The sequence below is a fragment of the Thalassobacter sp. HA4-2 genome, assembly GCF_055693705.1.
Genome location: NZ_JBVFUK010000001.1, coordinates 679171 through 701262 on the forward strand (window position 1 = coordinate 679171; position 22092 = coordinate 701262).

The 22092-nt window shown below is 64.1% G+C and carries 21 protein-coding genes, 1 tRNA gene and 3 pseudogenes; 18 read left to right on the forward strand and 7 right to left on the reverse strand.

The window, feature by feature from the left end; translation table 11 throughout:
- The first annotated feature begins 181 nt into the window (after window positions 1-181).
- From ACZ1G0_RS03425 to ACZ1G0_RS03435, 3 genes are all read left to right on the forward strand, one after another.
- Window positions 182-1411 carry a COG4223 family protein gene (locus tag ACZ1G0_RS03425; protein ID WP_472735663.1) on the forward strand — a complete coding sequence of 410 codons (1230 nt, stop codon included), beginning with the start codon at window positions 182-184 and terminating at the stop codon, window positions 1409-1411.
- A gap of 11 nt (window positions 1412-1422) precedes the next feature.
- The gene (locus ACZ1G0_RS03430; RefSeq protein WP_472735664.1) at window positions 1423-2907 is read left to right on the forward strand and encodes a heme biosynthesis HemY N-terminal domain-containing protein; all 1485 of its coding nucleotides are present in this window, start codon (window positions 1423-1425) and stop codon (window positions 2905-2907) included.
- 41 nt (window positions 2908-2948) lie between these two features.
- Window positions 2949-3024, forward strand: a tRNA-Thr gene (locus ACZ1G0_RS03435).
- Between the two features lie 40 nt (window positions 3025-3064).
- Here ACZ1G0_RS03435 and ACZ1G0_RS03440 read toward each other — a convergent pair.
- The 3 genes and pseudogenes from ACZ1G0_RS03440 to polA form a co-directional block, all read right to left on the reverse strand.
- Window positions 3065-3600: pseudogene (locus ACZ1G0_RS03440) on the reverse strand (pseudouridine synthase).
- A complete protein-coding gene (locus ACZ1G0_RS03445) occupies window positions 3601-4329 on the reverse strand; it encodes an SGNH/GDSL hydrolase family protein (RefSeq protein WP_472735665.1) in 729 nt (242 codons plus the stop codon).
- 62 nt (window positions 4330-4391) lie between these two features.
- Window positions 4392-7189: pseudogene (gene polA, locus ACZ1G0_RS03450) on the reverse strand (DNA polymerase I).
- A 34-nt stretch (window positions 7190-7223) separates the two neighbouring features.
- On the opposite strand from polA, the gene ACZ1G0_RS03455 reads away from it, so the two are divergent.
- Complete coding sequence (locus ACZ1G0_RS03455; protein ID WP_472735666.1) at window positions 7224-7703, forward strand: hypothetical protein; 480 nt, start codon at window positions 7224-7226, stop codon at window positions 7701-7703.
- Between the two features lie 15 nt (window positions 7704-7718).
- On the opposite strand, the gene trhA is transcribed toward ACZ1G0_RS03455, so the two are convergent.
- Complete coding sequence (trhA, locus tag ACZ1G0_RS03460) at window positions 7719-8375, reverse strand: PAQR family membrane homeostasis protein TrhA (RefSeq protein WP_472735667.1); 657 nt, start codon at window positions 8373-8375, stop codon at window positions 7719-7721.
- A gap of 349 nt (window positions 8376-8724) precedes the next feature.
- Between trhA and ACZ1G0_RS03465 the strand changes: the two genes are divergently transcribed.
- Window positions 8725-9198 carry a hypothetical protein gene (locus ACZ1G0_RS03465; RefSeq protein ID WP_472735668.1) on the forward strand — a complete coding sequence of 158 codons (474 nt, stop codon included), beginning with the start codon at window positions 8725-8727 and terminating at the stop codon, window positions 9196-9198.
- On the opposite strand, the gene ACZ1G0_RS03470 is transcribed toward ACZ1G0_RS03465, so the two are convergent.
- Complete coding sequence (locus tag ACZ1G0_RS03470) at window positions 9195-9374, reverse strand: zinc-finger domain-containing protein (RefSeq protein ID WP_472735669.1); 180 nt, start codon at window positions 9372-9374, stop codon at window positions 9195-9197. The genes ACZ1G0_RS03465 and ACZ1G0_RS03470 overlap by 4 nt on opposite strands.
- A 91-nt stretch (window positions 9375-9465) precedes the next feature.
- Here ACZ1G0_RS03470 and ACZ1G0_RS03475 point away from each other — a divergent pair, with 91 nt between their 5' ends.
- Window positions 9466-10392, forward strand: coding sequence for an ABC transporter ATP-binding protein (locus ACZ1G0_RS03475; RefSeq protein ID WP_472735670.1), 927 nt, complete (start codon window positions 9466-9468; stop codon window positions 10390-10392).
- A gap of 179 nt (window positions 10393-10571) precedes the next feature.
- Window positions 10572-12391 (forward strand): annotated as a pseudogene (typA, locus tag ACZ1G0_RS03480) (translational GTPase TypA).
- Between the two features lie 126 nt (window positions 12392-12517).
- Here typA and ACZ1G0_RS03485 read toward each other — a convergent pair.
- A complete protein-coding gene (locus ACZ1G0_RS03485; RefSeq protein ID WP_472735671.1) occupies window positions 12518-12922 on the reverse strand; it encodes a hypothetical protein in 405 nt (134 codons plus the stop codon).
- A 124-nt stretch (window positions 12923-13046) separates the two neighbouring features.
- On the opposite strand from ACZ1G0_RS03485, the gene ACZ1G0_RS03490 reads away from it, so the two are divergent.
- Complete coding sequence (locus ACZ1G0_RS03490; RefSeq protein ID WP_472735672.1) at window positions 13047-13670, forward strand: trimeric intracellular cation channel family protein; 624 nt, start codon at window positions 13047-13049, stop codon at window positions 13668-13670.
- Window positions 13671-13711: 41 nt separating this feature from the next.
- On the opposite strand, the gene ACZ1G0_RS03495 is transcribed toward ACZ1G0_RS03490, so the two are convergent.
- Window positions 13712-14284, reverse strand: coding sequence for a LabA-like NYN domain-containing protein (locus ACZ1G0_RS03495; RefSeq protein ID WP_472735673.1), 573 nt, complete (start codon window positions 14282-14284; stop codon window positions 13712-13714).
- Between the two features lie 127 nt (window positions 14285-14411).
- Between ACZ1G0_RS03495 and folK the strand changes: the two genes are divergently transcribed.
- From folK to rnc, 10 genes are all read left to right on the forward strand, one after another.
- Entirely contained in the window at window positions 14412-14969 is a 558-nt protein-coding gene (gene folK, locus ACZ1G0_RS03500; protein ID WP_472735674.1) for a 2-amino-4-hydroxy-6-hydroxymethyldihydropteridine diphosphokinase, read from the forward strand.
- Window positions 14970-15055: 86 nt separating this feature from the next.
- Window positions 15056-15409: a DNA-directed RNA polymerase subunit omega gene (rpoZ, locus tag ACZ1G0_RS03505; RefSeq protein WP_472735675.1), complete on the forward strand. Its 354-nt coding sequence runs from the start codon at window positions 15056-15058 to the stop codon at window positions 15407-15409.
- A 12-nt stretch (window positions 15410-15421) separates the two neighbouring features.
- Entirely contained in the window at window positions 15422-17548 is a 2127-nt protein-coding gene (locus ACZ1G0_RS03510; protein WP_472735676.1) for a RelA/SpoT family protein, read from the forward strand.
- 27 nt (window positions 17549-17575) lie between these two features.
- Window positions 17576-18220, forward strand: a complete 645-nt coding sequence (locus ACZ1G0_RS03515) for a DUF2062 domain-containing protein (protein ID WP_472735677.1) — start codon at window positions 17576-17578, stop codon at window positions 18218-18220.
- A complete protein-coding gene (locus ACZ1G0_RS03520) occupies window positions 18213-18959 on the forward strand; it encodes a pyridoxine 5'-phosphate synthase (protein WP_472735678.1) in 747 nt (248 codons plus the stop codon). The genes ACZ1G0_RS03515 and ACZ1G0_RS03520 overlap by 8 nt, the downstream gene beginning before the upstream one ends.
- A complete protein-coding gene (locus tag ACZ1G0_RS03525; RefSeq protein WP_472735679.1) occupies window positions 18946-19383 on the forward strand; it encodes an ABZJ_00895 family protein in 438 nt (145 codons plus the stop codon). The genes ACZ1G0_RS03520 and ACZ1G0_RS03525 overlap by 14 nt, the downstream gene beginning before the upstream one ends.
- Window positions 19380-20012, forward strand: a complete 633-nt coding sequence (locus tag ACZ1G0_RS03530; RefSeq protein WP_472735680.1) for a LysE family translocator — start codon at window positions 19380-19382, stop codon at window positions 20010-20012. The genes ACZ1G0_RS03525 and ACZ1G0_RS03530 overlap by 4 nt, the downstream gene beginning before the upstream one ends.
- Before the next feature lie 125 nt (window positions 20013-20137).
- The gene (gene acpS / locus ACZ1G0_RS03535) at window positions 20138-20539 is read left to right on the forward strand and encodes a holo-ACP synthase (RefSeq protein ID WP_472735681.1); all 402 of its coding nucleotides are present in this window, start codon (window positions 20138-20140) and stop codon (window positions 20537-20539) included.
- 53 nt (window positions 20540-20592) lie between these two features.
- Complete coding sequence (lepB, locus tag ACZ1G0_RS03540; RefSeq protein ID WP_472735682.1) at window positions 20593-21378, forward strand: signal peptidase I; 786 nt, start codon at window positions 20593-20595, stop codon at window positions 21376-21378.
- Window positions 21375-22055: a ribonuclease III gene (rnc, locus tag ACZ1G0_RS03545; RefSeq protein ID WP_472735683.1), complete on the forward strand. Its 681-nt coding sequence runs from the start codon at window positions 21375-21377 to the stop codon at window positions 22053-22055. Before lepB ends, rnc begins: the two co-directional genes overlap by 4 nt.
- Window positions 22056-22092 lie beyond the last annotated feature (37 nt).

Sequence of the window (22092 nt, forward strand, 5' to 3'; positions counted from 1 at the left end):
TCTGCGGATGTGCGCGTGGCCGATGCGCCCACGGGCGCGGCCATGCGTGCCATCGTCGCAAACCTTTTGGCGGAGGCGGCAAGTGGTTGAGGGTCTGGGCAAAGCAGACTAAGTTTTAGACTCATGGACTGTCACGACGGGTGGACAGTCCAATATGTAAACCTGCGAGGGGTGCCTGACGGTGGCGAAGAAGAAAAACACGGATCAAAGCCCGAAGGCCGAAGTGCAAGATGTGACCGACGCCGAAGTGGTGTCCGAAGCCGTCCCGGCAGAGGATACGGCCAAGCCCGATGCGGATGCGCCCAAGGTGTCAGAGGATCAAGGCGATCCGACCGCGCCCGCCGAGGAGGAAGCGGTTGAGCCTGTGGACGACGCCCCTGCGGAGGATATTTCGCCAGAGCCAGAGCCAGAGCCAGAGCCAGAGCCTGCGGAAACCCCAGTCGAAACACCGGTCGAAACCCCGGCCCAAGACCCCGCCCCTGCGAAATCCGGCGGCTTTCTGCCCCTCGTGATTGGCGGGCTGATCGCGGGCGGCATCGGCTATGCCATTCCGACCTATATCAATCCGCCTGCTGACCCGACGGACGCGCTCTCGGCGCAGATCGAACAGGTCCGCACGCAGCTGGAGGCGCAGACCGAAAGCGCCATTGCCGCGATTGAAATTCCGGACGTCGCCGCGCTGCAGGCCTCTGTGGACGCGCGCCTTGCCGATTTGACCACCGAGACCGCTGCGCTGGCGGACCGGATCACGGCGCTGGAGGCCCGCCCCATCGGCGAGACCGGCGTGACCGAGGGCGACATCGCCGCCCTGCGCAGCGCCCTTGAGGAACAGCGCGCCGCCTCTGCCGCCCTGAACGCCGAGTTGGAGGCGCTGGCCAACCAACAGGCCGAGGGCATCGCCAATGCCGAGACCGAGGCCCTGAACGCCGCCCGCGCCGCACAGGCCGCCGCCACGCGACAGACCCTTGTGGCGGCGATGGAGTCCGGCGCGCCCTTTGCCGACGCGCTGGCCGGGATCGAGGGTGACGTGCCCGCGGCCCTGTCCGCCGTGGCCGACAGCGGCGTGCCCACGGTCGAGACCCTGACCGAAGCCTTCCCCGATCTGGCCCGCGCGGCCCTAGCCACCGTGCGCGCCGAGGCCAGCCAAGAGGGCACCGCCGCTGATCGTGTGGGTGCTTTCCTGTCGCGGCAGTTGAACACCCGCTCCGTCGAGCCGCGCGCGGGCGATGACCCGGACGCCGTCTTGTCCCGGGCCGAGGCTGCCGTGCGCGGTGGCGACATAGATGAGGCGTTGAGCGAACTGGCAACCTTGCCCGACAACGCCCGCGCGCCCCTGCAAGGCTGGATCGATCAGGCCCAGACCCGGGCCGACGCGGTGGCGGCGGTCAACGAACTTCTTTCTGCGAACTAAGGACACAAACGATGCTTTGGACACTTTTGAAAATTGTCATCTTTGTCGTGCTGGTCGCGGCGCTGGCCTTTGGGGCCGAATACCTGATCGACAGCAGTGACAGCCTGACGCTGATCCTGTTTGGCACGGAATACATCATCCCACCCTTGTTCGCGATCCTTGGCCTTGCGCTGTTGTTGCTGGGCATGTGGCTGGTTCTGAAACTGGCCGGGTTCCTTGTGGCCCTGCTGCGCTTTATCAATGGCGACGAGACGGCCATGTCGCGCTACTTCGACCGCAACCGGGAACGCAAGGGCTATGCCGCGTTGACCGAAGGCATGATGGCCCTGGCCAGTGGGGAGCACAAGACCGCCATTGCCAAGGCGCAAAAGGCCGAGAAACTGTTGCAAAAGCCCGAACTGACCACCCTGCTGACCGCCCAGGCGGCGGAGGCTGCGGGCGACACCGCCAAGGCCACGGATGCCTACAAACGTCTGTTGCAGAACGACCAGACCCGGTTCGTGGGGGTGCGCGGGCTGTTGCAGCAAAAGCTGGACGCGGGCGACACCGATCTGGCCCTGAAACTGGCCGAGAAGGCCTTTGCCCTGAAACCGCGCCATACGGGCGTGCAGGACACTCTGCTGGCCTTGCAGGCTGGCGAGGAAAACTGGGACGGCGCGCGCAAGACCCTGACCGCCAAGCTGAAAGCCGGCGGCCTGTCACGGGACGTGCACAAACGCCGCGCGGCGGTGCTGGGGCTGGCCACGGCCCGGGATGCCTTGGCACAGGGCAAGACCGAAAAAGCGCGGGAAGAGGCGCTGGAAGCCGCCCGCCTGTCCCCGGATCTGGTGCCGGCGGCCGTTCTGGCCGCGCGCATGCACATCGACGCAGGGTCCGCCCGCAAGGCCACCAAGGCCATCAAGGTCGCGTGGAAGCAGTCGTCCCACCCTGACCTCGCCGCGGCCTTTGCCGATATCGCCCCGGACGAGACGCCTTATGCCCGTGTACAGCGGTTCCAGCCCCTGTTGAACTTGTTGCCGAACCACGCCGAGACTCGCCTTTTGGGTGCAGAGTTGCATCTTGCCAACGAGGATTACGCCGCCGCGCGCAAATCCCTTGGCGATCTGGCCGAAAGCGATCCCACCGCACGATCGTTGTCCCTGATGGCCGCGATCGAGCGGGGCGAGGGGGCCGAGGATCACGTGGTGCGTGGCTGGCTGGCACGCGCTGTCACCGCGTCGCGGGGGCCCCAGTGGGTCTGCGAGAATTGCGGCACAGTGCACGCCAAATGGACGCCGGTGTGCGAAAACTGCGCAAGTTTTGACACCCTGTCATGGACCACGCCGCCCCAATCGAACGAGGCCCCGGACGCCAATGTCGCCATGCTGCCCCTGATCGTGGGCGCCATCGAGGACAAGTCGGCGGACGCGGAACCTGCTGTCGAGGCGGAGGTCGTGGTCGAGGATGCCACCGTGACCGACGCGGATGCAGAAACTGACAAAAAGGCTGCAACTTAGGTCTTTTCTTGGCGGGCGGGTCTTGCTACTCCCCCGCCAGCGCCGCTGTAGCTCAGATGGTAGAGCACGTCATTCGTAATGATGGGGTCGGGGGTTCGAGTCCCTTCAGCGGCACCACTTCAGCACAAAGTCCTGGGCACAGCTTAGAATGTGCGTGTCACAGCACCACTTCGCGCCATTTTCCCTGCTCCAAGCCATCTAGCGTGGTGTCCCCGATGCGCCAGCGGATCAGGCGCAGGCAGGGCAGGCCCACGGCCGCGCACATGCGGCGGACCTGCCGGTTGCGCCCTTCGGTGATGGTCAGTTCCAGCCACGCGTCCGGTACGGTCTGGCGCACCCGCACGGGGGCGTTCTGGGCCACAGCCATGAGGGCGTGTCCACCTGGGCCACTTGGGCGGGTTTCGTGCGCCCGTCTTTCAGGTCCACGCCCAGGCGCAGCCGGGTCAAGGCATCCGCGTCTGGCGTGCCTTCGACCTGCACGTAGTAGGTTTTTGGCGTTTTGCTGCGTGGGCTGGTGATCTGCGCCTGCATCTTGCCGTTGTCCGTCAGCAAGAGCAGCCCCTCGCTGTCCCGGTCCAGACGGCCGGCGGCATAGACCCCGGGCACGTCAATCCAGTGGCGCAGGCCGGGCCATTTCCCTTCGTCCGTGAACTGGCTCAGGACGTTCATGGGCTTGTTGAAGGCGATGAGCATCTAGTCGGGGGTGCCCATTTGCACCGTGACCCGCTGCACCGGGGCAGCGTTGCGGATAAAGTCCGCGATGCGCGCGGCCATAGCGGCAGAGCCTTTGGGCGAGGGGTGGATGTGATCGGCGGACAGGTAGCGCTGCGGGTCGCCCGTGGCGATCAGATCCGCCATGGAGATATAGTCGATGCCGGGGATCAGGGCGGCCATGCGTTTGATGCGGCGCTCCAACTCTGCCCCCTCGTCCTTGCAGATCTCAATGATCGAATTCACACCGGGGCTGCGCAGATAGCCCACCCAGGCCACGCGCGCCCCCTCGTTATACAGGCGCACGGCCAGTTGCGGGATTGCACCGCGCGTGCCATCGGTCGAGATCAGACGTTCCATCATCCGGTCGCACCGCGAACAATCGCAGCCCAGCCACAGGTCGTTGCCCCCGCCGTTGACCACGACCCAATCCCAATCGCCCTTGCGGTACTGCCGGTCGATATCTAAGCCAAGGGCCCCAGTGACGGGCAGGGGATAGGTGATCGCGGCCCCCAGAACGGGGCGGTTTCGAACCGTGGCGTTCAATTCGCGGGCGAGCACATCACCCACAGACCGGCCCGTATTCTGGTGCGAGGCCAACGCACTGTCGCCCATCACAAGGATGTTCAGAGGCTGCTGCGCGGCGGCGGGCAGGCCCGCGCACAGGGTCGCAGACAGGGCCAGACACAAAAGGGTGCACAGTATTCTCATGGGGCGGTCCTACACCTTATGGGTAAACGCAGTGTGAAGGGTGCCGTGCCATGGGGCAAGCCCTAGTGCGCCTGTGCCCAATTGGCCCCTTGGCCTGCGTCCACGGACAGTTTCACATCTAGATGCACCACGGGATCGGCGGCGTTCTCCATCACCTCGCGGGCCGCAATGATCAGGGCGTCTGCGGCGTCTTCCTCTACCTCGAACAGCAATTCGTCGTGGACTTGCAACAGCATCTTGGCGGGCAGGTGGGCGATGGCGTCTGGCATCCGCACCATGGCGCGGCGGATGATATCGGCGGCGGTGCCTTGGATCGGCGCGTTGATTGCGGCGCGCTTGGCAAAGCCCGCGCCCGGCCCCTTGGCGTTGATGTCCGGGGTGTGGATGCGGCGGCCGAACAGGGTTTCCACCCGGTTGTGTTCCTTGGCGAACTTGGTGGTGTCGTCCATGTAGGCGCGGATGCCGGGGAAGCGTTCGAAGTATGTGTCGATAAACGCCTGCGCCTCGGCGCGCGGTATGCGAAGGTTGCGGGCAAGGCCAAAGCCGCTGATCCCATAGATCACGCCGAAGTTGATGGCCTTGGCCTGCCGGCGCACGTCCGGGGTCATTTCGTCCAAGGGCACCCCGAACATCTGGGACGCGGTGATGGCGTGGATGTCTTGGCCGTCCCTAAAGGCCTGTTTCAGCGCGTCGATACCCGCGATATGGGCCAAGATGCGCAGCTCGATCTGGCTATAGTCCAGCGCCACCAGAACCTTGCCCTCGTCGGCGACGAACGCCTCGCGGATGCGGCGGCCTTCTTCCGAACGGATCGGAATGTTTTGCAGGTTCGGATCGGTCGAGGCCAGACGTCCGGTGTTCGCCCCCGCGATGGAATAGGAGGTATGGACCCGGCCCGTATCGCGGTTGATGTGATCCTGCAGGGCGTCGGTGTAGGTGGATTTCAGTTTCGACAGCTGCCGCCAGTCCAGCACCCGGCGCGGCAGGTCATGTTCGGTGGCCAGGTCTTCGAGGATATCGGCCCCGGTGGAATACTTGCCCGTCTTGCCCTTTTTGCCGCCGGGCAGAGCCATCTTGCCGAACAGGATTTCGCCCAGTTGCGCGGGCGATCCGACGTTGAAGCTTTCGCCCGCCAGTTCGTGAATCTCTGCCTCCAGTCCCGCCATTTTCTGGGCAAAGGCATTGGACATGCGCGACAGGGTATCGCGGTCGACCTTGATCCCTGTACGTTCCATCTGGGCCAGCACCGGAACAAGGGGGCGTTCGAGGGTTTCATACACCCGTGTGACGCGGGCTGCGTGCAGGCGGGGCTTGAAGATCTGCCACAGGCGCAGGGTGATATCGGCGTCTTCGGCGGCGTATTTGACGGCCTCGTCGATGGGCACACGGTCAAAGGTGATCTGGGATTTGCCCGATCCGATCAGGTCCTTGATCGGGGTGGGCTGGTGGTTCAGGTACTGATCCGACAGCTTGTCCATGCCGTGGCTGTGCAGCCCTGCGTGCAGGGCGTAGGACATCAGCATGGTGTCGTCGATGGGGGCCACCGTGATCCCGTATTTGTGCAGGATTTTCAGGTCGTACTTGGCGTTTTGCAGGATTTTCAGGACCGATGGGTCCTCCAGCAGAGGCTTCAGCATCGCTAGCGCCTCGGCCTCGTCCATTTGTCCTTCGGCCAGTTGGTCGTCGCTGAACAGGTCATCCCCGCCCGTGCCCTTGTGGGTCAGGGGCAGGTAGGCGGCCTGTCCCGGTTCCACGCACAGGCAGATGCCCACCAGATCGGCAGTCATCTCGTTCAGGCCTGTCGTTTCGGTGTCGATGGCCACGTAGCCGCGCCGGTGCGCCTGCGCGATCCATGTGCGCAGGGTGTCCGCGTCGCGGATGCAGGTGTACTGGCCCGCGTCCATGGCCGGGGCCTCGGGCGCGTCGGGGACGGAGGCCTCGATCACGGGGGCAGCGGGGGGCTCGACCCCCTTGGCCGAGGCGATGCGGGTCGTCAGGGTGCGGAATTCCATCTGGTTGAGGAAGGCCAGCAGTTGATCCGCGTCCGGTTCGCGCACCTCTAGGTCGTGGATCGAGAAATCCAGCGTCATGTCACAATCCAGCTGTACAAGCTTCTTGGACAGCTCGATCTGGGCGCGGTGGTCGATCAGGGTCTGGCGGCGCTTGGGTTGTTTGATTTCCTCGGCCCGGTCCAGCAGGTCCTCTAGGGACCCATATTCGTTGATCAGCAGGGCCGCGGTCTTGATCCCGATGCCGGGGGCACCGGGCACGTTGTCCACGCTGTCCCCCGCCAGCGCCTGCACGTCCACCACGCGGTCGGGGGCCACGCCGAACTTTTCCACCACGCCGTCCGCGTCGATCCGCTTGTTTTTCATAGGGTCCAGCATTTCGACCCCGCCGCCCACCAGTTGCATCAGGTCCTTGTCGGAACTGAGGATTGTGGCCCGCCCGCCCAGCTCGCGCGCCTGGCAGGCGAGGGTGGCGATGATGTCGTCCGCCTCGAACCCCTCGATCTCATGGGTGGCGATGTTGAAAGCACGGCTGGCCTCGCGCGTCAGGGGGATCTGGGGGCGCAGATCCTCTGGCATGGCGTCGCGGTTGGCTTTGTACTGGTCATACAGATCATTGCGGAACGTGTGGCTGCCCTTGTCGAAAATCACCGCCACATGGGTGGGGGCATCGGGGCCGGTGTTCCCTTCCACGTAGCGGTGCAGCATGTTGCAGAACCCCGACACCGCGCCGACCGGCAGCCCGTCGGATTTGCGTGTCAGGGGGGCAGGGCGTGAAAGGCGCGAAAGATATAGGCCGATCCGTCGATCAGGTGCAGGTGGCACCCTTTTCCAAATTCCGATCCCGACATACATTCCACCCCGTTGTTGTTACAGGAGTGATATATGACGCGTTTTGGGATGGCGAGTGCATTGGCCTTGGTTTTCTGTGGACAGGTCAGTGCCCAGACCCTGCTGCTGGAGGTACCCGAGCGTCCCATGTGCGACCCGGACACCATGAACTGCTCCCCTCTGTTGGCCTGTATCGAGGAGACCGGGGAGTACTTCCGAGGGGCTTCTTTCGGGACGGACGAGGGTCCGTTTCATGCCCAAAGCATTCTTGGCGAGTGGTGCGACGGGACATGGTATCGCAATTTTCTGGGTGTGGGCGTCGCGGAGTTTGCCTGCGAGAACGGGCGCACCGGCAAATCCCTGTTCACCTGGTTCGAGCCCGAGACGGGGACCGCCGTGGGCAATGGGTCCTTTGACGACGGCTATGTGGCGCGGTTCTGGGCGGGCAACAATCTGGAAGGGTACTTCGATCAGATCGACCCGGGCGAGCGGGCGCGCATGTCCTGTCAGCCCGTGGATATGCTGATGATGTGATCCGGGGCCGCCGGGCTAGGGCGTCGTACTGATCATGTGGATCATGATCGCCACGTAGAACAGGACCGAGGCCAGCACCACAAAGATGTGCCAGATCGTGTTGTGGAACCGCAAATGCTGCGCCATCAGAAAGGCGCTGCCCACGGTGTACAAGACTCCGCCCGATACCATCAGGATCAGGACCGGCGCATCGAGGCTGGCCAGCAGGTCCCACCCGCCGACCACCACGGCCCAGCCCATGCACAGGCAAAAGATCAACCCGACCTTTGTATGGCGGGGCGGCAAGAACACCTGCACCGCTGTTCCCACCAGCGCCGCCGTCCATAAACCGGCCAGCATGGTGCCGCTGTGGGTGTCTGACAGCAGGGCAAAGGGCGTGTAGGTGCCCGCGATTTTGAAATAGATCGCCGAATGGTCCAACCGCCGCAGCGCCGCCTTCAGGTCCGGGGCGGGCAAGTGGTTGTACATCAGCGAACAGGTCAGCATTGCCACCAGCGTGACCCCATAGACCGAGATCGCAAGAATCGACACCGCATCCCCCCGCAGCACCGCCGTCAGGGTGATCATCACCGGCACCGCCAGCAGGGCGGCCACAAGGGCCGTGATATGCACGGCGGCATCGGACCAAAGCTCTGCCTTGGAATAGGGGCGGGTGTCGGGTGTCGCTGTCATCGCCTGTCCTTCGGTTCGGTTTTGTCTGCACGGTTCCAGACCACTGTTTCACAGTAATGTGTCATTTGCGTGCCGGGGGATGTGACGTTGGGTGAGGCCCCCTTGGGTGCCTGTTTGTCGCACCCGTCACGCCTGGGCTTGTAATCCTGATAAAAATAGTCAAGATATGGATATCCAGCGACAGGACGCCCAGCGTGCCCTCAGCCAGACACGAAATTCATGAATTCAGAAGGGGCCTGCAAGCAGACCCAATTGGTCGTTCGGTCCCTTGCCGCCCCTTCTGGATACGAACCTGCCCGCAAGCGTCTTGGGCAGGTTCCCGTTTGCGGCGCAATGAGAGGGACTTGCTATGGGAATTCAGGGACAACGTTGCGTCGCAGACGGCCGGGGCACACCGCTGAGCGTATTGGGGTACGACACGGGCGAACGGGCGGTCCTGACGGTATGCCGGTTCTATTTCAGCAGTTTTGCCGAGCCGGAAAAGCAAGGGTGGCTAAACGCACTGGGCGTTGCCCTGATGGCGTTCGAGGCCGAGGACGGCCCCCATGCCGCCATGGCTATCCTGTCTGCGGTGCAAACCATGCGCCGCAGTCGGTATTCTATGTTCAAATACAACTGCCCCGATTGCGGGTCGTGTTCAGACTTTGTCACGGATCACGAACGCGCCTTCATGACCGCCCTGCGGGCCACGGCGCGCGGGGCCCCGGATGCGGCCTCGGCCCATGCACTGTTGCTGTGTGAAGGCAACGACACCACTGCGTTTCTTAAGGCGCTGGAGGTGCTGGCAGATACCTGCGCCCTGGCGGATCAGCGCGTGACCTAGTGGCCCTCGGCACCCGCCGCTAGGACAAAGCGCTTGTCGCAATAGGGGCACTCCACATCGCCCGTATTGGGATCAATGGTCAGCCAGACGCGCGGATGTCCCAAGGCCCCTTCGCCGCCGTCACAGGCGATGCGTGTTGCAGTGACTTCTTCGGTTTCGGGCGGGGTGATGGGCATTTGGCTTGGCTCCGGTCTGTGGTTGGCCTATCTCGCGGTATGCCGGATTGGGCGGCGCCTTGGCAAGGGGCCGATAGGAAAGGGACGCGGGATGTCAGCAGCGATCGAGATCAAGGGCCTGAAAAAGACCTATGGCGGGGATGGTAAATCCCCGGCGAAAGAGGCGCTGAAGGGGCTGGATCTGGATATCCCCAAGGGCTCCATCTTCGGGCTGTTGGGGCCAAACGGGGCGGGCAAGTCCACCACCATCAACATCCTTGCGGGGTTGGTGAAAAAGACCGCAGGCTCCGTCAGGATCTGGGGCTTTGACCAAGACGTGAACCCGCGCCAAAGCCGGGCCGCGATCGGTGTGATGCCGCAGGAATTGAACCTCGATCCGTTCTTCAGCCCCGCCGGTGCCCTGGAGGTGCAGGCGGGCCTCTACGGTGTGCCCAAGGCCCAACGCCGCACCGCCGAAATCCTTGATTTCGTGGGGCTTGCGGATAAGGCCGACGCCTATGCGCGGACCCTGTCGGGCGGCATGCGGCGGCGGCTGTTGCTGGCCAAGGCACTGGTGCACCACCCGCAGATCCTTGTGCTGGATGAACCCACCGCAGGCGTGGATATCGAGCTGCGCCAGATGCTGTGGCGCAACGTGCGCAAGCTGAACGAAGAACGGGGCACGACGATCATCCTGACGACCCACTATCTGGAAGAAGCGCAGGAAATGTGTGACGAAATTGCCATCGTCAACCACGGGGAGCTGGTGATCCGCGACAAGACGGCGAACCTGCTGGACCGTCTGGACGGCAAGACCATGGTGATCGTCCCCGAGGGCGCGGTGGGCGACCTGACCCTGCCCGAAGGGGTCACTTGCGAGCGCCGCGGCCCGGCCCTTGCGCTGTCCTACGCGCGGTCGAAAGTGTCGGCGGATCAAGTGCTTGAGGCCGTGCGCGCCGCTGGTGTCACAGTGCGCGACGTGCGCACCGAGGAGGCGGATCTCGAAGATGTCTTCGTGTCCCTGACCCACACCGACTGACCAAAAGGGGCGCGCTGGTCGCGCGCGCTGTGGCATGAGGGACGCTGTCCCTCACACTCCCTGGGGTATTTCGGACCCAATGAAGAGGGTGCGGCGTCGCAGAATGGCCGCGAGGGCTGGTGTTTTGAGGCCGGGCGCGGTAGGGCGCGCGCAATCTTCCTCTTCCTAAGGCTACCTTAATGGACATTCGCAACATTGCGATCATCGCACACGTGGACCACGGCAAAACGACCCTGGTGGACGAACTGCTGAAACAATCGGGCACCTATCGTGAAAATCAGGCCACCACAGAGCGGGCCATGGACAGCAACGATCTGGAGCGCGAGCGCGGGATCACCATCCTGGCCAAGGCAACCTCTGTGGAATGGGGCGAGACGCGGATCAACATCGTGGACACCCCCGGCCACGCTGATTTCGGCGGCGAGGTGGAGCGGATCCTGTCCATGGTGGACGGCGTTGTTCTGTTGGTGGATGCCGCCGAGGGGCCCATGCCCCAGACCAAGTTCGTGACCTCCAAGGCCCTGGCCTTGGGTCTGCGGCCGATCGTCGTGGTGAACAAGGTCGACAAACCCGATGGGGAGCCGGACCGTGCGTTGGACGAATGCTTTGATTTGTTTGCCAATTTGGACGCCACGGACGAGCAGCTGGACTTCCCGCATATGTATGCCTCGGGCCGGGCGGGCTGGGCCGATATGGAGCTGGACGGGCCGCGCAAGGACCTGTCGGCCCTGTTCGATCTGATCGTCAAACACGTGCCCAAGCCCGCGCAGATTGCCCGTAAAGACGAGCCGTTTCAGATGCTTGCCACCACCCTTGGGGCCGACGCCTTTATCGGGCGCACCCTGACGGGCCGGGTCGAGGCGGGCACCCTGAAAACCGGCACCACCCTGAACGCGCTCAGCCGCGAGGGCGACCGGATCGAACAGTTCCGCGTGACCAAGATCCTGGCCTTCCGGGGCTTGGGTCAACAGCCCATCGACGTGGCCGAGGCAGGCGATATCGTGACCCTGGCCGGTATGTCCAAAGCGACTGTTGCGGACACCCTGTGCGACCCCTCCGTCACGGCGGCGATCCCTGCGCAACCCATTGATCCGCCTACGATTACCGTCACATTCGGCATCAACGATTCCCCCTTGCGGGGCGCGATGGCAAGAAGGTGCAATCCCGTGTGATCCGCGACCGTCTGATGAAGGAGGCCGAGACCAACGTGGCCATCAAGATCAGCGACACGCCGGGCGGCGAGGCCTTTGAGGTGGCAGGCCGGGGCGAGCTGCAGATGGGCGTGTTGATCGAGAACATGCGCCGGGAGGGGTTCGAGCTGTCGATCAGCCGCCCACAGGTTCTGTTCCAAGAGGTCGACGGCCAAAAAATGGAGCCTATTGAAGAGGTTACCATTGATGTGGACGACGAATACTCCGGCGCTGTGATCGAAAAGATCACCGGGGCCCGACGCGGTGAGTTGGCCGAGATGAAGCCCGCCGGGGCCGGCAAGACCCGCATCATCGCCCATGTGCCTGCGCGCGGCCTGATCGGCTATCACGGGGAGTTCCTGACCGACACGCGCGGCACCGGCGTGATGAACCGCGTGTTCCACGAATGGGCCCCCTTCAAAGGCCCCATCCCGGGCCGTCGTGCGGGCGTCCTTATCTCAATGGAATCAGGGGTTTCGGTGGCCTACGCCATCTTCAACCTAGAGGATCGGGGCAAGTTCTTTATCGGGTCCCAGGAACAGGTCTATCAGGGCATGATCATCGGCGAGCATAACCGGGAAAACGACCTGGAGGTGAACCCCCTGAAGGGCAAGAAACTGACCAACGTGCGGGCCAGCGGCACGGACGAGGCGGTGCGCCTGACCACCCCCGTCAAGATGTCCCTGGAGGAGGCGATTGCCTACATCGACAACGACGAATTGGTCGAGGTCACGCCCAACGCGATCCGTCTGCGCAAGCGCTATCTGGACCCGCACGAGCGCAAGCGCCAGTCCCGCACGGCCAGCTAGACAGGGGTCCGTTTCGGCACCCCCGAAACCCACCCCGAAAATACCCCCGAAACCCACCCCGATTTTCTGTCGGGGTGGTTTTTTCATTCACCATTATGCAAATGCCCTGAGACCCCGGCAGATCCGCTAAGGGTTGAGCGGGGATGTGCCAGAAATCACTTCGGAGGGCGCGTCGAAACAGGTGCCCGACAGCATAGTCCAATCTGTGGGAAATCCGCTGGAATGGAACACAAGGGTCAGCTGCCCCCACGACGCCCCCTCGAACCCATCGGGCCCGATCATGGTTGTGCCGCAGTCGGGTCCGGTGTCGCTGATCCACAGGCCGCTGTGCACTGCGCGGTTCTCGAAATTTCCGCCAAGCCCGTCGATGTAGAACCGGACCGCTGCTGTGTCCTGCCGGTCCACTTGCCAGACGGCCACGTCCCCCATGTCGTCGAGATACACCATAAGGCCGAGGTCGCTGTCCCAAACCTCGTCCGCCATGGCGCATACGGGTAGGAACAACAGGGCGAGGAGGGGCGAGATGCGCATGGTGGGCCTTTCACTTTGGTCCCCCAGTGAACGCCACGGGCCGGACCGGGTCAAGGCGCTGTGCGGTTCTTGTGAGGGCTGTGCCCCATGGGCTAGGCAGGGCGGACTGCTACCGGAGATTGCCATGACCGCCCTCGCCTTGTTGGATTACGCCGCCGTGATCGTCTTTGCGGTCACGGGTGCCCTTGTGGCCAGCCGGGCGCAGTTGGACCCGGTGGGTTTTATCTTCATCGCCTGTCTGACGGCGGTGGGCGGGGGCACGATCCGGGATCTGGTGTTGGACCGTCCGGTGTTCTGGCTGACGGACCCGGCGATCATTGCCGTGGCCGGTGCGGCGGCCTTGGTGGTGTTCTTTACCGCCCATCTGTTCGAAAGCCGGATCAAGGCGGTGGCGTGGCTGGACGCGCTGGCCTTGGGGATCGCGGTGACAGCGGGGGTGGTGGCGGCCCGGGGGATGGATCAATCGGTGTTCGTACAGGTGGTCATGGGGGTGATGACCGGCACCATGGGCGGGATGTTGCGTGACGTGGTGTGCAACGAAGTGCCCCTCGTCCTGAAGCAGGGAGAGCTGTATGTCACCGCCGGTCTGGCCGGGGCGATCAGCGCCGCTGTGGCCCTGCCTTACGGGGTGTGGCCCGCGCTGGCCGCTTGCGTCGCGGTCAGCTTTGGCCTGCGGGCGGGGTCCATGGTGCTGGGGTGGCGGCTGGAACCCTATCGCAGCCGCCCGCCCCGGGACAAGAAACCGTAGGGTGGGACTTGTCCCACCGCACGCGGTGCGGTGCGGGGCGCCTAGCCTGCGGCCACGTCCAGCGGGTCGTGTTCTTCACGCGGCTCGCGCGGGGGGCGTCCGATGACATCGCGCAGCTCGTCCAGCTCGATGAAGTTGTCGGCCTGACGGCGCAGATCGTCCGAGATCATGGGCGGCTGGCTGCGGATGGTGGACACCACTGACACCCGCACGCCCTTGCGTTGCAGGGCCTCGACCAGCGGGCGGAAATCCCCGTCGCCGGAAAAGATCACGATATGGTCCACGTGTTCCGCCGTCTCCATCGCGTCCACGGCCAGTTCGATGTCCATGTTGCCCTTGACCTTGCGGCGGCCTTGGCTGTCCACGAATTCCTTGGCCGGTTTGGTGACCATCTTGAACCCGTTGTAGTGCAACCAGTCCACCAGCGGGCGGATCGGCGAATAGTCGTCGTTTTCCAGCAGGGCGGTGTAATAAAACGCCCGCAGCATCTTGCCACGGCGCATGAATTCCTGCCGTAGGAGTTTGTAATCAATGTCGAATGAAAGCGCTTTGGCGGCTGCGTAAAGGTTGGAGCCGTCTATGAACAGAGCCAACCGCTCGTCGCGGTAAAACATTGCGATATCCCTTTTTAACCAGTGTGTGTGCAGCCTAATGGATGTGAGTCGGGTCGGCGCACACTGACCTATGGCAAAACAGGTAGTGCGTCTTCTATGTATAAACAAGCGTGCCGGAGGGTCAGTCGTGGAAGATGTGTGCATCGCCTTTGGCAGCAATCAGTCCGGTCCCTTTGGGGATCCGGGCCAGACCGTGGCGCGTGCGCTGGATCTGATGGCGGCGGCTTTGGGTCCTGCCGTGGCGTGCAGTCGGCTCTACCGGACCCCGGCCTTTCCCGCCGGATCGGGGCCGGATTTCGTGAACGGCGTGGTCCTGTATCGCAGCGCCTTGGCGCCCGAGGACGTGTTGCAGGCGCTGCACGGGATCGAGGCGCAGGCGGCCCGGGTGCGCGCGGCTCGCTGGGCCGCGCGGACGCTGGATCTGGATCTGATCGCCGTGGGGGCGGGGGTGCGGCCCGATCGAGCCACCGCGTGCCACTGGATGGAGGCCAGCGCACAGGTCCAGCGCAGCGCCGCCCCCGACCGCCTGATCCTGCCCCACCCGCGCGTGCAGGACCGGGCCTTCGTGTTGGTGCCCATGGCCGATGTGGCCCCCGATTGGGTCCATCCGATCACTGGCCTGACCACGGTGCAGATGCTGGCGGCGCTGCCCGACGCCGCCCGCGCCGAGGTGGTGGCGCTGTGACGCCGAAGGGTGATACCCGCACTTGTCAAGCCCCACAAGGGGCGTTATGTGGCAGGTTCTTATGACTTTGGATTCTGGAGGCTCCCATGGCCCGCGTTACCGTTGAAGATTGCGTCGACAAGGTTCCCAACCGGTTCGAACTGGTGATGCTTGCCGCCCACCGTGCGCGCGAGATCAGCGCAGGCTCTGCGGTGACTGTAGACCGGGACAACGACAAGAACCCCGTCGTGGCCCTGCGCGAGATTGCCGACGAGACCCAGAACGCCGCCGACCTGCGCGAACGTCTGGTCGAAAGCAACCAGACCCAGATCGAGGTGGACGAGCCTGAAGAAGATCAGATGGCCCTGCTGATGGGTGTCGAAAAGGACGCCCCCGCCGAAGATGACATGTCCGAAGAGAGAACGCTGCGCGCGCTTCTGGAGGCGCAAGAGCCCAAGTAAGGTGCAGGCGCGATGATCCCAGCCGAAGACCTGATTGCCAAGGTCCGCGCCTACAACCCAAACTCCGATGCTGACCTGATCCAGCGCGCCTATGACTATGGGCGCGACATGCATGACGGTCAGGTCCGCCGGTCGGGCGAACCCTATTTCACCCACCCCATCGAAGTGGCCATGTTGCTGACCGAACAGCGGTTGGATGATGCCACCATCGTCACCGCCCTGTTGCATGACACGATCGAGGACACCCGCGCGTCCTATGCCGAGGTGGCGCAGCTGTTCAGCCCCCAGATCGCCGAACTGGTGGACGGGGTCACCAAGCTGACGAACCTGCAGCTGAACTCTGCCGAGACCAAGCAGGCCGAGAACTTTCGCAAGCTGTTTATGGCCATGTCCAAGGACCTGCGCGTCATTCTGGTCAAGCTGACGGACCGGCTGCACAATATGCGGACGATCCGGCACATGCGCCCGGACAAACAGCTGCAAAAGGCGCAAGAGACTATGGACATCTATGCGCCACTTGCCGGGCGCATGGGGATGCAGTGGATGCGCGAAGAGTTGGAGGATCTGGCCTTCGAGGTGATCCAGCCCGATGCCCGCCGATCCATCATGCGCCGCTTTTTGACCCTGCAACGGGACGCGGGCGACGTGATCGCGCGCATCACCGAGGATATGAAGGCGGAACTGGCCAAGGTCGGTCTGACGGCCACGGTCCACGGGCGGGCCAAGCGGCCCTTTTCGATCTGGCGCAAGATGAAGGAAAAGGACATCCCCTTCTCGCGCCTGTCGGATATCTACGGCTTTCGCATCATCACCGAGGACGATCTGGACTGCTACAAGACACTGGGGGCGATCCATGCCCGGTGGCGCGCTGTGCCGGGGCGGTTCAAGGATTACATCAGCCAGCCCAAGACCAACGGCTACCGCTCGATCCACACCACGGTGTCCGGGCGCGATGGCAAACGGGTCGAGGTGCAGATCCGCACCCGCGTGATGCACGAGGTGGCCGAACGGGGCGTGGCCGCCCACTGGTCTTACCGCGATGGCGTGCGCTCCCAGAACCCCTTTGCGGTGGATCCGGCCAAGTGGCTGGCCACCATGACCGAACGGTTCGAGGCCGCCGAGGACCATGACGAATTCATGGAACACCTCAAGCTGGAAATGTACGCCGATCAGGTGTTCTGTTTTACGCCCAAGGGCGAGGTGGTGAAACTGCCCAAAGGAGCGACGCCTCTGGATTTCGCCTATGCCATCCACACCCGAATCGGTCATTCGTGTGTCGGGGCTAAGGTGGACGGGATGCGCGTGCCCCTGTGGACGCGGCTGAAGAACGGGCAATCGGTGGAAATCACCACCGCCGACGGGCAGACACCGCAGGCGACCTGGGTCGATATCGTGGCCACGGGGCGCGCCAAGGGGGCGATCCGCCGGGCCTTGCGCGAGGAAAGCAGCCTGCGGTTCCAGCGGCTGGGCCGTGAGCTGGCCCGCGTGGCCTTTGAACATGTGGGCAAGAAGGCCACGGACAAGGCGCTGGCCACCGCTGCCAAGGCGATGAATGAAAAGTCGGTCGAGGCGTTGTTGACCAAGATCGGCTCCACCGATCTGTCTGCCCATGCCGTGGTGGCCAAGCTCTACCCCGAGTTGGAAGGGCAGACCCCCGTGCCCGAAGTGGCTGCCGACAAGGCGATCATCGGTCTGGACCCCTCGGCCCATTTCGACCGGGGCACCTGTTGCCAGCCTGTGCCGGGCGAACGGATCGTGGGCATCACCTATCGCGGCGACGGGGTGGTGGTGCACGCCATCGACTGCGCCCGCATGGCCGAATTCGAGGATCAGCCCCAACGCTGGGTCGATGTGTCCTGGGCCACCGGGGCCCACGCCACGGCCTATGCGGTCAAGCTGCATCTGGCGATTTCCAACGACCGCGGCGTCTTGGGACGAATCTGCACATTGATCGGGGAACAAAAGGCCAATATCAGCGACCTGAGGTTCACGGACCGCAAGCCCGACTTCTTTCGGCTGGAACTGGAAGTCGAGGTCCGCAACGGTGAACATCTGCACGCGGTCATCATGGCCGTGGATGCAGACAGCGACGTGGCAGAGGTGTTCCGCCACCGGGACGAACGCCCCGTACCGGCGTGATGCAGGCGGGCAAAGGAAGGACGCGGCTTGATCTTCAAGCGCAGAGATACCCGCCCGTGGTGGCGCGCAGCCTTTGAGTTCTTGTGGCCCAAGGGCGGCTGGACCCGTGCCTTTCAATACGTCAAGCATCGCCTGCGCCGTCTGCCCGACAGCCCCCACAAGATCAGCCGGGGGATCATGGTCGGGGTCTTCACCAGCTTTACCCCGTTCTACGGCATCCACTTTGTGATTGCGGCGCTGTTGGCGCGGCTGGTGCAGGGCAACATCCTTGCGGCCCTGCTGGGGACCTTCTTTGGCAATCCGCTGACCTATGTGCCCATCGGGGTGGCGTCTTTGCAGACGGGCCACCTGTTGCTTGGCACGGAATACGACCGGATCGACGAGGGGCTGGGGTCCAAGTTCGCAGGGGCCGCGTGGGATCTGTATCACAACCTGATGACCCCCTTCACGGGGGAGCGTGCGGATTGGACCCTGCTGGCCAAGTTCTGGGACGAGGTGTTCTTTCCCTACATGGTCGGCGGCATCATTCCCGGTGTCATTGCCGGCGTTGCGGCCTACTATGTGTCTTTGCCGTTGATCTCGGCGTATCAGAAACGCCGCAAGGGTTTGCTCAAGGCCAAGTTCGAGGAACTGCGCCGCAAGCGGGCCGCGAAAGGGGAACAGGATGGATAAGCTGCGACTGGGTGTGAACATCGACCATGTGGCCACGCTGCGCAATGCGCGGGGCGGCGCGCTGCCCGATCCCGTGCGCGCGGCTGTGCTGGCGGAACAGGCGGGGGCCGATGGCATCACCGCGCACCTGCGCGAGGACCGCCGCCACATGCGTGACGCCGATATCCCCGCGATCATGGCGGCGATCTCGATCCCGCTGAATTTCGAAATGGCCGCCACGGACGAGATGCAGGCGATCTGCCTGTCCCATCTGCCCCATGCCGCCTGCATCGTGCCCGAGCGGCGCGAGGAACGCACCACCGAAGGCGGTCTGGAGGTCGCGGGCGACGACAACCGTCTGGCCGCCTATATCGCGCCCCTGCGCGAGGCGGGCATCCGCGTGTCCATGTTCATCGCCGCCGACCGCGCGCAGATCGAGGCCAGCCACCGCATCGGCGCCCCGGTGATCGAGCTACACACCGGCACCTATTGCGACGCCGTGGCCGAAGGGGACACTGCCTTGGCCGCATCAGAGCTGTCGCGCATCACCGACATGGCCGCCTTTGCCCACGATTTGGGCCTGGAGGTGCACGCGGGCCATGGCCTGACCTATGAAAGTGCCGCCCCGATTGCGGCCCTGCCCACGATTGCGGAATTGAACATCGGCCACTTCCTGATGGGGGAGGCGATGTTCGTGGGCCTGCCCGCCGCCATGGCGCGGATGCGCGACGTGATGGACGGTGCCCGTGCAAACGCCTGATCCTGTCCGCGTGAACCTGCTGCGCTACGGCGCGATCTGTCTTGGGCTGCACGTGGCGCTTTATGCGCTGACGGTCCTGCTGCTGCTGGCGTTGGAGTTCAATGTCTCCAGCTCTGCCAATGCGATCATCCCGGCCTTTATCGCGGCACTGATTGCAGGGCAGACGGCGGCCAAGGGCCTGTCCGCGATGCCCGACAAAGCGGTCCTGTGGCGCGAGGCCCGGCGCATGACCCTGATCAGCGCCCCGATCCTCGCCCTTTGGGAGGGGACGGTGGCCACCCTGTCCGGCAACACCGGTGTGCTGGTGCAGGCCTGGGGCCTTATTCTGGGCTTTTACGTCGTTGTGGTCGGGGTGCAGTTTCTGGCCAACAGATGGTTCTTTGGGCAAGGCATCAAGAATACCTTGCGGGCGGCGGCGACTTGACCCTGCCCGACATCCTTGCCCTGCCCCTGCCCGCGATTCTGCTGGGCTGGATCGCCATGGGCGGCAGTCCGGGGCCTGCGACCCTGACGATCTCGGGCACCTCCATGGAACAGGGGCGCGGTGCGGGCCTGCTGGTGGCCTCTGGCGTGGTGCTGGGGTCCGCGTGTTGGGGCGCTGTGGCGGCCCTTGGGTTTTCGGCGGTGATGATGACTCACGTCTGGCTGTTCGAGGCCGTGCGCATCGCGGGCGCGCTCTACCTGTTGTATCTGGCATTCAAGTCCTTGCGCGCGGCGTGGCGCGGGGGCGGGGCACCGGCCCCCATCGTGCGCCGCCGCCAGCTGTTCACCAAGGGGCTGTTGTTGCACCTGACGAATCCCAAGGCGGTTCTGGGCTGGGGGTCTGTGTTCGCGGTGGCCATGGCCCCGAGTGCCCCGGCCTACGGCGTCTGGGTGCTGTATGGTCTGTTGATCTGCACGTCTGGGGCGGTGTTCTGGGGTTATGCGCTGCTGTTCTCGACCCCCGCGATCGTACGCGGATATCTGTCAGCCAAGCGAGGGTTTGACGCCGTGTTCGGGCTTTTGTTCGGAGCGGCGGCGCTGAAGCTGCTGACCCTGCGGGTCTCGCAATAGAGCACTGTTATGTCTCTGACAGCGCACGCCTATCAAGTGCCTGAGATTTCGGCTTGAATTCGCCTGCCCGTTGGCTTGTGCCCCGCCATATGCTAGGCAACCTGCGAAGCTTGAAAGGCCCATCCATGATCCTAGGCATCGGTACAGACCTCGCGAATATCGAAAGGATACAGGGCACCCTGGATCGCTTTGGCGACCGGTTCCGCAACCGCGTTTTCACCGCCCATGAGCAAGCCAAGGCCACCAGCCGCGCCGACGAGGCGGGGACCTATGCCAAACGCTGGGCCGCGAAGGAGGCGTGCTCCAAGGCCCTTGGCACCGGGCTGCGCATGGGCATCGCCTGGAAGGATATGTCCGTCTCCAACCTGCCCACGGGGCAACCGGTGATGCACCTGACAGGTTGGGCGGCGGAACGGCTGGACCAGATGACACCCGACGGGCACGAGGCCATTGTGCACGTTTCCTTGACCGATGATCACCCCTGGGCACAGGCCTATGTCTTGATCGAGGCGCGCCGTATCGGTTGACACCGTGCCGCGCGCGGGGCAAGCCACGGCCAAACCGGAAAAGGGGTAGCGACATGGCGTCCAAGGCGGGCAAGGAAGACGGTGTTTGGGAAACGGTCAAGACAGTGGTCTATGCCCTGTTGATCGCGGGCGTGTTCCGCACCCTGTTCTTTCAGCCGTTCTGGATCCCCTCGGGGTCGATGAAGGACACCCTGCTGATCGGTGATTTCCTGTTCGTCAACAAGATGGCCTATGGATACAGCCGCCATTCGTGCCCGTTTTCCGCCTGCCCCATTTCGGGCCGGATCTTCGGATCGGAGCCTGAGCGTGGCGATGTCATCGTCTTTCGCCATCCCGTCAACGGGTCCGACTTCATCAAGCGCGTGGTCGGCCTGCCGGGTGACAAGGTCCAGATGAAGGACGGCGTGCTGCACCTGAACGACGCAGCCGTGGCCATGGTCGAGGTCGATCCCTTCATCGAGGTCAAGGACCGTCAGGGCAGTGCCGGAAACCTTCCACGCTGTGCCAATGATCCGGTCGGTCTGGGTGGCCAGTGCATCAAGGAACGGTTCACCGAGACCCTGCCTGGGGGCGCGGCACATTCGATCCTGAACACCCTGGACGGGCGCGGCGACAACACGCCCGCGTTCATCGTGCCCGAGGGCAACTATTTCTTTGTGGGTGACAACCGCGACAACAGCCAGGACAGCCGCTTTCCCCAGTCGGTCGGCGGTGTGGGCATGGTCCCGTTCGAAAACCTGATCGGGCGCGCAGACCGTGTGATCTTTTCCTCTGCCGGGCAACGCATGGTCTATTTCTGGACGTGGCGCGGGGACCGTTTCTTCAAGGCGATCGAGTGAAGCTGGCTTCTGAACTTGTAGACTTTCAGGATCGGATTGGGCACCGGTTTGCCCAGCCCGATCTTTTGGTGCGTGCGATGACGCACAGCTCGATCTCGTCCCAGACGCGCCCCGACAATCAACGGTTGGAGTTTCTGGGCGACCGGGTGCTGGGCCTGGTGCTGGCCGAGGCGCTGATGGCGGAGGACCCGACCGCCAGCGAGGGGCAATTGGCGCCCCGGTTCAACGCGCTGGTGCGCAAGGAGACCTGTGCCGATGTCGCCCGCGAGATTGATCTGGGCGCGGTCCTGAAACTGGGCAAGTCAGAGATGGTCACAGGCGGGCGGCGCAAGAACGCCCTGCTGGGCGACGGGATGGAAGCGCTGATTGCCGCCGTCTATCTGGACGCAGGCATCGACACCGCCCGGGCCATGATCCTGCGTTTGTGGGGCAAGCGGATCGGCGCGGTGGAGGCCGACGCCCGCGACGCCAAGACCGCCCTGCAGGAATGGGCGCAGGCCCGCAAGATGGCCCCGCCGAAGTATGTGGTCGCCGAACGTTCTGGCCCGGACCACGCGCCTGAGTTCGTGATCGAGGCGCGCTTGGACAACGGTGCATCTGCGCAGGCCAAGGGCACTAACAAGCGGCAGGCAGAGCAGGCCGCGGCCCGGGCCCTGTTGGATCAGGTGTCCGGTTAGGGTTTGCGCCGCACGCTGCGCGCGCGTCGCCACGCCC